The 9,980-nt window shown below is 63.4% G+C and carries 12 protein-coding genes; all 12 read left to right on the plus strand.

The features are described from left to right. The first annotated feature begins 132 nt into the window (after window positions 1-132). Window positions 133-1,542: a tRNA (N6-isopentenyl adenosine(37)-C2)-methylthiotransferase MiaB gene (gene miaB / locus FJ980_RS18525; protein ID WP_140545178.1), complete on the plus strand. Its 1,410-nt coding sequence runs from the start codon at window positions 133-135 to the stop codon at window positions 1,540-1,542. Window positions 1,543-1,569: 27 nt separating this feature from the next. Continuing rightward, on the plus strand, window positions 1,570-2,619 hold the full coding sequence (locus FJ980_RS18530) for a PhoH family protein (protein WP_140545180.1): 1,050 nt from the start codon (window positions 1,570-1,572) through the stop codon (window positions 2,617-2,619). An 11-nt stretch (window positions 2,620-2,630) separates the two neighbouring features. After that, the gene (gene ybeY / locus FJ980_RS18535) at window positions 2,631-3,128 is read left to right on the plus strand and encodes an rRNA maturation RNase YbeY (protein WP_140545183.1); all 498 of its coding nucleotides are present in this window, start codon (window positions 2,631-2,633) and stop codon (window positions 3,126-3,128) included. 27 nt (window positions 3,129-3,155) lie between these two features. Further along, window positions 3,156-4,229 (plus strand): hemolysin family protein, encoded by a 1,074-nt coding sequence (locus FJ980_RS18540; protein WP_140545185.1) that lies wholly within the window; start codon window positions 3,156-3,158, stop codon window positions 4,227-4,229. 12 nt (window positions 4,230-4,241) lie between these two features. Then, window positions 4,242-4,712 carry a VOC family protein gene (locus FJ980_RS18545; protein ID WP_140545187.1) on the plus strand — a complete coding sequence of 157 codons (471 nt, stop codon included), beginning with the start codon at window positions 4,242-4,244 and terminating at the stop codon, window positions 4,710-4,712. Between the two features lie 184 nt (window positions 4,713-4,896). Then, on the plus strand, window positions 4,897-6,483 hold the full coding sequence (gene lnt, locus FJ980_RS18550; protein WP_140545189.1) for an apolipoprotein N-acyltransferase: 1,587 nt from the start codon (window positions 4,897-4,899) through the stop codon (window positions 6,481-6,483). A 139-nt stretch (window positions 6,484-6,622) separates the two neighbouring features. Continuing rightward, on the plus strand, window positions 6,623-7,045 hold the full coding sequence (locus tag FJ980_RS18555) for a helix-turn-helix transcriptional regulator (protein ID WP_140545192.1): 423 nt from the start codon (window positions 6,623-6,625) through the stop codon (window positions 7,043-7,045). Window positions 7,046-7,207: 162 nt separating this feature from the next. Beyond that, the gene (metK, locus tag FJ980_RS18560; RefSeq protein WP_140545194.1) at window positions 7,208-8,473 is read left to right on the plus strand and encodes a methionine adenosyltransferase; all 1,266 of its coding nucleotides are present in this window, start codon (window positions 7,208-7,210) and stop codon (window positions 8,471-8,473) included. Then, window positions 8,470-9,180: a tRNA (guanosine(46)-N(7))-methyltransferase TrmB gene (locus tag FJ980_RS18565; RefSeq protein WP_140545196.1), complete on the plus strand. Its 711-nt coding sequence runs from the start codon at window positions 8,470-8,472 to the stop codon at window positions 9,178-9,180. Before metK ends, FJ980_RS18565 begins: the two co-directional genes overlap by 4 nt. Window positions 9,181-9,250: 70 nt before the next feature. Then, window positions 9,251-9,550, plus strand: a complete 300-nt coding sequence (locus FJ980_RS18570) for a DUF1778 domain-containing protein (RefSeq protein ID WP_140545198.1) — start codon at window positions 9,251-9,253, stop codon at window positions 9,548-9,550. Between the two features lie 83 nt (window positions 9,551-9,633). Beyond that, window positions 9,634-9,876, plus strand: a complete 243-nt coding sequence (locus FJ980_RS18575) for a CopG family ribbon-helix-helix protein (protein WP_181181247.1) — start codon at window positions 9,634-9,636, stop codon at window positions 9,874-9,876. Next, the coding region (locus FJ980_RS35425) for a type II toxin-antitoxin system RelE/ParE family toxin (protein WP_348640660.1) at window positions 9,873-9,980 on the plus strand (108 nt) is incomplete at its 3' end. The genes FJ980_RS18575 and FJ980_RS35425, both read left to right, overlap by 4 nt.

Below are 9,980 nucleotides of genomic sequence, written 5' to 3' on the forward strand. Positions count from 1 at the left end.
CCCAAAGTGCGTAGCGGTTTTGGGATAACGACATACATAAATAGAAAAGACCTGAAGCGCGTCCTGTCGGTACAACCTGCTTCAGGCAGATTCGTCTGTTTTTTGTCACGGAAAGGCGCTAGAAGCCGCCCGATGGAATTGAACACGATTGAAAGCCACGGCATCGGCGCTGCCGCCGAGCACTCGGCCGGCACGGACCCGACGGCGAAAAAGGTCTTCGTCAAGACTTATGGCTGCCAGATGAATGTCTACGATTCCCAGCGCATGACCGATGCGCTGGTGGCCGACGGCTATGTCGCCACCGACGCCATCGAAGACGCCGATCTGGTGCTGCTCAACACCTGCCATATCCGCGAAAAGGCGGCGGAAAAGGTCTATTCCGAGCTTGGCCGCATCCGCGACATGAAAGCCGAGCGCGCCGAGGCCGGCCGCGAACTCCTGATCGGCGTCGCCGGCTGCGTGGCGCAAGCCGAGGGCGCCGAGATCATCCGCCGCTCGCCAGCGGTCGATCTGGTCATCGGCCCGCAGACCTATCACCGGCTGCCCGACGTGCTGGCGAGGGTCCGTGGCGGCGAAAAGATCGTCGAGACCGAATACGCCGTCGAGGACAAGTTCGAGCATCTGCCGCAGCCGAAGCGCGCCGAGCTTGCCAGGCGCGGCGTCACCGCTTTCCTGACAGTGCAGGAAGGTTGCGACAAGTTCTGCACCTTCTGCGTGGTGCCTTACACGCGCGGCTCCGAGGTTTCGCGCCCGGTGGCGCAGATCGTCGCCGAGGCCGAGCGCCTGGCCGAGGCAGGCGTGCGCGAGGTGACGCTGCTCGGCCAGAACGTCAATGCCTGGCACGGTGTCGGCGAAAATGGCGAGGAATGGGGTCTTGGCCGCCTGCTGTTTCGTCTGGCGAAAATCCCCGGCCTGGCGCGGCTGCGCTACACCACCAGCCACCCGCGCGACATGGACGATGAATTGATCGCCGCGCATCGGGACCTGCCGGCGCTGATGCCCTATCTGCATCTGCCGGTACAGTCGGGCTCCGACCGGATTTTGAAGGCGATGAACCGGCGCCATACGGCGCGCGACTATCTGGCGCTCATCGAGCGCATTCGCGCCGCCCGCGCCGATATCGCCATGTCCGGCGACTTCATCGTCGGCTTCCCCGGCGAGACGGATGAGGATTTCGAAGCGACACTGAAATTGGTGCGCGAGGTGAATTATGCCTCGGCTTTCTCGTTCAAATATTCGCCTCGCCCCGGCACACCGGGCGCCGAAATGGATGGCCATGTCTCGGAAGCGGTGAAGGACGAGCGTCTGCAGGCTCTGCAGGCTCTGCTTCTCAGGCAGCAGCAGGATTTCGGCTTGAGCCTGGTCGGCAGGACCATCGGCACGCTGATCGAGAAGCCTGGCCGGCAGGCCGGCCAGAAAGTTGGCCGTTCGCCGTGGCTGCAGCCCGTTATTGTTGACGACAAGGCCGGTGGAATCGGTGACATTATTGACGTACGAATCACAAGGACGGGCTACAATAGCCTGTTCGCCGAACTGGCCTGACGGGCCTCGGCAGATGAGGAGAGACGGTTGAGCGCTGCTGAACTGAAGAATCCGCCCCCGAACCAGGCGTCCGGGGCTTCCGACATGGCGCACATCGTACTGACCTTCGACAACAACAAGCTTGCCAGCGCCCTTTATGGTCAGTTCGACGAGAATTTGGCTCGGCTCGAGCAGAAGCTCGGCGTGGATATCCGTTCGCGCGGCAACCAGCTTGCGATCAAAGGCTCGGCTTCGGCCGCCGAACAGGCGCGCCGGGCGCTGGATACGCTCTACGGCATCCTGCAGAAGGGCGTCGACATCGGCCAGTCGGATGTCGACGGCGCCGTGCGCATGGCGATTGCCGCCGACGACCAGCTGACGCTGCCCACCTTGGAGCGCAAGGGCAAGGTTTCGGCCGCCCAGATCGCGACGCGCAAGAAGACGATCTATGCCCGTTCGCTGACGCAGGACGCCTATATGCGGGCGCTGGAGCGCTCGGAAATGGTCTTCGGCATCGGCCCGGCCGGCACCGGCAAGACCTATCTGGCGGTGGCGCATGCGGCCATGCTGCTCGAACGCGGCATGGTCGAGCGCATCGTGCTGTCGCGCCCGGCCGTCGAGGCCGGCGAGCGGCTGGGCTTCCTGCCCGGCGACATGAAGGAGAAGGTCGATCCCTATCTCAGACCCCTCTACGACGCGCTCTACGACATGATGCCGGCCGACAAGGTCGAGCGGGCGATCGCTGCCGAGGTCATCGAGATCGCGCCCTTGGCCTTCATGCGCGGCCGCACGCTGGCGCATGCGGCGGTGATCCTCGACGAAGCGCAGAACACCACGCCGATGCAGATGAAGATGTTCCTGACCCGTCTCGGCGAGAACTCGCGCATGATCGTCACCGGCGATCCGACCCAGATCGACCTGCCGCCCAACACCAAGTCGGGACTGGTCGAGGCGCTGCGCATCCTCGATGGCGTGCCGGGGATCGTCACGGTCCGCTTCAACGAAGGCGACGTGGTGCGCCACCCGCTGGTCGCCGAGATCGTCAAGGCCTATGACCGCGACGGCAAGCTGGCGCGAGGCCTCGGCGCCGAAAGCTGATCAAAGGCCGCATGGCTGCAGACAACAAATCCTCTGCCGGAACCCCGGTCGACATCGATATTTTCGTCGAGGCTGGCACTTGGCCCGCGGAAGCCGAGTTGACGCGTCTGGTCGAGCGCGCCGTTGCGGCTGCTTTTGCCGAGACCGGCGCGGCCGGCGCTTCCGAGCTCAGCGTCGTTTTTTCCGACGATGCCCATATCCAGGCGCTCAATGCCGAATGGAGCGGCAAGGACAAGCCCACCAACGTCTTGTCTTTTCCGGCTTTTTCGTTCCCGAAAGGCGGCAAGCTGCCGCCGATGCTGGGCGATATTGTGCTGGCTTCCGAGACGGTGTCTCGCGAGGCGGCACTGGAAGACAAGCCGGTTGCAAACCATATCACCCATCTTGTTATCCATGGCCTGCTGCATCTTTTGGGCCATGATCATGAGACCGATGCCGAGGCCGAGGAGATGGAAGCGATCGAGCGCGCGGCGCTTGCGAGACTTGCCATTCCCGATCCCTACGCGTAACAAAAAAGCTCAATTGACCCGATGGCGATGAACGACACACCAGAAACTGCCGCCCGTCCGGACGCCGGCAGTGCTGCCAAGTCTTCCGAAAAGACGGATGAGGGCTCGAGTCCGAGTATTCCGACCGGCAGCGCGGCCGCCGAGCCGACGCATGCCGGTCCTTCCCTCTTCGATCGCGTGCTTGGCCTGTTCCGGCACCGCAACGGCACCAGCCTGCGCGAGGAAATCGCCGGCGCGCTTGCCGAAACGGCGACCGATGCCGGCGCCTTCTCGCCTGGCGAACGCGCCATGCTCAACAACATCCTGCGCCTGCGCGAAGTGCGGGTCGAGGACGTCATGGTGCCGCGCGCCGACATCGAGGCGGTCGAGATCAACACGACGCTTGGCGATCTGCTCGGCCTGTTCGAGCAGTCCGGCCATTCGCGCATGCCTGTCTATTCCGAGACATTGGACGATCCGCGCGGCATGGTTCACATCCGCGACGTGCTCGCCCACATCACCAAGCTCGCCCGCGTCAAGAAGGGCCGCAGCAGAGCGAAGACGCCGGTGTCGACCGCGCTCGACCTTGCCCAGGTCGATCTTGCGCGCACCATCGGCGATCTCAGCCTGATCCGCCCGGTTCTGTTCGTGCCGCCCTCGATGCTTGCCTCCGACCTGATGGGGCGCATGCAGACGAACCGCACGCAGATGGCGCTGGTCATCGACGAGTATGGCGGCACCGATGGCCTCGCCTCGCTGGAGGACATCGTCGAGATGGTGGTCGGCGACATCGAGGACGAGCATGACGACGACGAGCCGATGATCACGCAGACCGGTGACGGCGTCTTCGTCGTCGACGGCAAGGCCGAGATCGATGAGGTCGCCAAGATGATCGGCGAGGATTTCGCCGCCGGCGAGCATGGCGAATATGTCGACACCATCGGCGGCATGATCTTCAACACGCTCGGCCGCGTCCCCGCTCGCGGCGAAGTGGTGCAGGCCATCCCCGGGTTCGAGTTCCACGTGCTCGACGCCGACCCGCGCCGCGTCAAGCGCGTGCGCATCGTGCAGAGCCAGAAAGGCGAGCGTCGCCGCCGCGCCGCGCGCACCGAGCAGGCCTGACACCGTCGCGACATGCCCGTCGACGATCCATTCAAGCATGCCGTTCTCGGCTCAGGCGTTTTCTATAAAGATCCGCGCGCGGCATTGACCTGGCTGCAGGCGGCCTTCGGCTTCGAGCCGAGCATGGTGGTGAGCGACGCCGACGGCCGGCTTGTCCATGCCGAAATGCGTTTCGGCGACGGCTACATCATCGTCGATTGCGAATGGGCCGAGCATGTCGCCAGCCCGGCCTCGGTCGGCGGCAAGAACACCCAGGCGGTCTATGTCCGGCTGCGGCACGATATCGACGCCCATTGCGAAAGGGCACGTGCGGCCGGCGCGGAAATTCTTCAAGAGCCGACGGATCATTTCTACGGCGAGCGCCAATACCGCGCTCGCGATCCCGAGGGCCATGTCTGGACATTCAGCCAGACCGTGCGCGTCGTCCCGAAGGGCGAGGCCGAGCGGCTGAGCGGCCTGCGGATCGAGGGTTGGCACAACTGAGCATTTTCAGCCAATGCGGAATCGCCTTGCGTTGCAGAAATGCGGCCAAGGCAAAGAGCTATGGCGGGAGACCGGTTCCCGTTATAGCGCGACGGTCTATCGGGCTGCGCTTATCTGGGTTTGGATCGGGCGGCGCAGCCTGTTAAACCTCTAGCTCCCTGATTCGCGCGACTTGGGAAGCTTGATGCAGCGCTTTGCCGGCCGGATAATTCTGCTGTGGGGGTGGCGGCGGGCGCTGGTGGCGTTTGCCGCCGGAGCGCTGGCGGTGCTTGCCCAGGCGCCTTACGATTTCTTCGCCGTCTGCTTCGTTTCGTTCCCGGTCCTTGTCTGGCTGCTCGACGGCGCCACCGGCGAGGCATCGGATGGCTGGTTGAGGCGCCTGAGGCCGGCCTTCGCCACGGGCTGGTGGTTCGGCTTCGGCTATTTTCTGGCCGGTCTCTGGTGGATCGGTCAGGCATTGCTGGTCGAGGCCGATACGTTCGCCTGGGCCTTGCCCTTCGCCGTTGTCGGCATCCCCTTCGCGCTGGCCTTCTTCTATGGTTTCGCCACGGTCGTGGCGCGGCTGTTCTGGAGCAGCGACATTGGTCGTATCGCAGCGTTAGCCTTCGGCTTCGGGCTTGCCGAATGGCTGCGCGATTTCCTCTTCACCGGCTTCCCGTGGAATGCCGTCGGCTATGCCGCAATGCCGGTTCCGCTCCTGATGCAGAGCGTATCGGTGACCGGCATGATCGGCATGAATGCGCTCGCGGTCTTTGTCTTTTCGCTTCCGGCGCTCATCGCCGCGCGCCGCCATCTCAAGCTCGGCCTCGCCTTGTTTGTCATCCTCGTCGCCGCCCATGTCGGCTTCGGCTATGTCAGGCTTGCGGCACCGGTCGAATCGAGCCGCGCGATCGATGTCCGCATCGTCCAGCCCGCTGTCGATCTCAGCGAGAAGTGGGATGCCTCGGTGCGCGACCGCATCTTCGCGACTTTGCTGGGGATATCGGGGAAAGCGCCGGAACAGGGCCACGCCAAGCCGCAGCTTATCCTGTGGCCGGAGACATCGGTGCCGTTCCTTTTCACCGAGCGTCCGGACGCGCTGACGGCGCTGGGCGACATGCTGGCCGACGGCCAGATGCTGATAGCTGGTGTCGTGCGAGAAGAGGGCGGATCGGCCAATGCCGGCAGCCGCTATTACAATTCCGTCGTGGCGATCAACGACAAGGGCGAGATCGTCGATGCCGTCGACAAGGTGCATCTGGTGCCCTTCGGCGAATATCTGCCCTTCGCCGACTTGTTCGAACGCTTGGGCATAGGCCAGCTCGTTGCCGGGCCGATGAATTTCGCCGCCGGCAACGAGCGCCATCCGATCGGCGTGCCGGGCGGCCTGCGCGCCGCTCCGTTCATCTGCTACGAGGTGATTTTTCCCGATCTCGTCGCTGCTGACGCTGTGTCCGCCGACTTGATTGTCAACGTCACCAACGACGCATGGTTCGGCGACACGCCAGGCCCGTATCAGCACTTCAGGCAGGCCCAGATTCGCGCAGCGGAGAACGGAATGCCTCTGTTGCGCGCGGCTAACAATGGCATATCGGCCGTCGTTGATTCGCGCGGGCGCATTGTCGATGCGCTTGCCGTCGACGCGCGCGGCGCTATCGACGCGCATGTGCCGGTTTCTGGGCGCTCCCTCCTGTCCGCCGAACAGCGACGCATTAACGGATTGCTGATCATGTTGCTGTTTGCGCTGATTGCCTTCACATTGAATGTAAGGCAGCGGCTACGGGTGAATTGACAGTCGGCACATTAGAAACTCATACTGTAACGCCTAAAATTTTCTCGAAGTCGGTTGGAGGGTTCTGTTGGGGCAGGTGGCTCCGGCTTCATATGGGCGGAACAAATAGAAAAAGCCGGAAAAATTCGGCGAGGAAAAAATGACAGAAGAGAACAAGAAGAAGCCGAATCCGATCGACATCCATGTCGGGAGCCGCATCCGGCTGCGTCGCAATATGCTTGGAATGAGCCAGGAAAAGCTGGGTGAAAATCTCGGCATCACCTTTCAGCAGATCCAGAAGTACGAGAAGGGCACAAACAGGGTTGGCGCCAGCCGCCTGCAGGCGATCGCCTCCATCCTGAGCGTTCCTGTCGCCTTCTTCTTCGAGGATGCCCCGGGCGAGGAGCCCGCCGGCGGCACCAGGGGATTTGCCGAAGACTCCTCGATGGCGTTCGCCATTGAATTCTGCGGCAGTCCCGAAGGGCTCCAGCTCAACCGGGCTTTCGTCAAGATCGGCGACGTCAAGGTGCGCCGCAGGATCATCGATCTGGTGAAGGCGCTCTCCGCCGAGGACGCCGATTGATTTGTCAAATGCCGCCGGCGATGGCGCATCGCCGGTGGCATAGCCGACCTTGCCTACATTCATGCCAGATCCGTCGCGCCGCTTGACGAGCGGCGCCCGGCACCGCTAACACGTGGCGCGCCAAAATCGGCAGCTTGCCGATCTTTTCAAGAGGGGACACCCGTGACGCGGCAGAATTATCTCTTCACCTCGGAATCCGTCTCCGAGGGTCATCCCGACAAAGTCTGTGACCGCATCTCCGACGAGATCGTCGATCTGGTCTATCGCGAAGCCAAGAAGACGGGCATGGATCCGTGGAAGGTGCGCGTTGCCTGCGAGACGCTGGCCACCACCAACCGCGTCGTCATCGCCGGCGAGGTCCGTGTCCCCGACACGCTTTTGAAGAAGGACAAGGCGGGCAACGTCCTCAAGGATGCGTCCGGCCACCCTGTGGTCAACCCGGCCAAGTTCAAGTCGGTTGCCCGCAAGGCGATCCGCGAGATCGGCTACGAGCAGTCCGGCTTCCACTGGAAGACCGCCAAGATCGACGTGCTGCTGCATGGCCAGTCGCCCGACATCGGCCAGGGCGTCGACAATGCCGCCGACCGCCAGGGCGAGGAAGGGGCCGGCGACCAGGGCATCATGTTCGGCTACGCCTGCCGTGAGACGCCCGATCTGATGCCGGCGCCGATCTATTACAGCCACAAGATTCTCGAACTGCTGGCAGCGGCGCGTCATGAAGGCAACGGCGACGCCGGCAAGCTCGGCCCGGACGCCAAGAGCCAGGTCACCGTGCGCTATGCCGACGGCAAGGCGGCGGAAGTCACGCAGATCGTGCTCTCCACCCAGCATCTCGATGCGAACTGGGACTCCAAGAAGGTCCGCAAGGTGGTCGAGCCCTATATCCGCGAGGCGCTTGGCGACTTGAAGATCGCCGAGGACTGCAACTGGTACATCAACCCGACCGGCAAGTTCGTCATCGGCGGGCCTGACGGCGATGCCGGCCTCACCGGCCGCAAGATCATCGTCGACACCTATGGTGGCGCAGCCCCCCACGGCGGCGGCGCCTTCTCGGGCAAGGACACCACCAAGGTCGACCGTTCGGCCGCCTATGCGGCGCGCTACCTTGCCAAAAACGTGGTTGCGGCCAAGCTTGCCGACCGCTGCACCATCCAGCTCTCCTACGCCATCGGCGTCGCCCAGCCGCTGTCGGTCTATGTCGACCTGCACGGCACCGGCAAGGTAGACGAATCGAAGCTCGAGGATGCGCTGCGCAAGGTGATGGACCTGTCGCCGTCGGGCATTCGCCGTCATCTCGACCTCAACAAGCCGATCTATGCAAAAACCTCGTCCTACGGCCATTTCGGCCGCAAGGCCGGTCGCGACGGCTCCTTCTCCTGGGAAAAGACCGATCTTGCCAAGGCGCTCAAGGACGCCGTCGCCGCCTGACGCCAGCGGACGCAAAGGATAGGCCGAGCCGGGCGACCGAAGGATTCTTCGGTCGCCGGCACGGCAAGACTATACGCCCGCAGCAGGCGATCGCCCTCGAAGGCGGCCTGCGCGAATACCGGGTCGACCTGACGGCGCAAGCGCCGGCCGATCTCAGGACCTTGTTCAAGGCGCAGGTTTCGGCGCTCCAGCTGGAAATCGGCTTCGGCGGCGGCGAGCATCTCCTGCATCGCGCGACGGAAGCGCCGGCCACCGGTTTCATCGGCGTCGAGCCCTTCGTCAACGGCATGGCCAAGATCATGACGGCGCTCGGCAAGGCGCCGCTTGCCAATCTCAGGGTCTATGACGACGACGCCACGCGCCTGCTCGACTGGCTGCCGTCTGGCTCGCTCGACGGCGTCGACCTGCTCTATCCCGATCCGTGGCCGAAGAAGAAGCACTGGAAGCGGCGTTTCGTCGGCGCCGCCAATCTCGACCGCTTTGCCCGGGTGCTGAAATCCGGCGGCAGGTTCCGCTTCGCCTCCGATATCGACAGCTATGTGAACTGGACGTTGCTTGCCTGCCGGGATCACGGCGCTTTCGCGTGGCAGGCTGAAGACGCTGCCGCCTGGCACCGGCCCTATGCGGGCTGGCCCGGCACCCGCTACGAGGCCAAGGCCATCCGCGAAGGACGGCGGCCCGCTTACCTGACCTTCATGCGAAAATAGAAATGGTCGGGCGGGCTTCTGTATTGCATATGGCGCAACGGATCGCTGTATTGCAGGGCAGGAGACAGTCATGGTCGCCTCGGTTGAACGTAAGGAATACCCGATCTCGATCCGCCTATCGGAAGCGGACGTGGCGATGATTGATCGTGCCGCCACTCTGCGCGGTCGATCCCGCGCGGATTTCGTGCGCGATGCTGCCGTGCGCGCGGCCGAGGATATGCTGATGGACAACCGTCTTGTCCGCATGAGCCCGGAAGGGTTCGCGGAGTTCATGGAGGTTCTGTCGGCCCCGGTCGCGCCGGTTCCCGACATGGTGGAATTGGCAGAACGATCGGCGCCTTGGGAAGCTGGTTGTACGACAAAGCGCTGAGGCGCCGCTCTGCCTCACGGCATGCGAGGTTGACGAACCAACTTGGTTCCACCACATTCACAATGAACCAGAATGGAGACAGGATGATGAGCGCCTTCACCGTACGGCTTCCGGATGAGACTGTGGCCAAGCTCGACCAATTGGCCGAAAAGGTGGATCGCTCTCGTTCCTACGTCGCGGCTCAAGCGATCGAAGACTATGTCGCCAGGGAAGAATGGCAGCTTGCCGAGATCGAGGCCGGCCTTGACGAAGCCGATCGAGGAGAATTCGCAAGCGAGAAGGACTTGGCCGGCATCATAGCGAAATACGTCAAGCCCGAACGATGAAGCGGATCCGCTGGACCCAACGGGCCGTGCGTCGTCTCGACCAGATTGGCGCCTTCATCGAAAAGGACAATCCAACAGCTGCGGCACGGGTCGTTGCCCGTATC

The sequence above is a fragment of the Mesorhizobium sp. B1-1-5 genome (genome assembly GCF_006443065.1).
GTDB lineage: Bacteria > Pseudomonadota > Alphaproteobacteria > Rhizobiales > Rhizobiaceae > Mesorhizobium.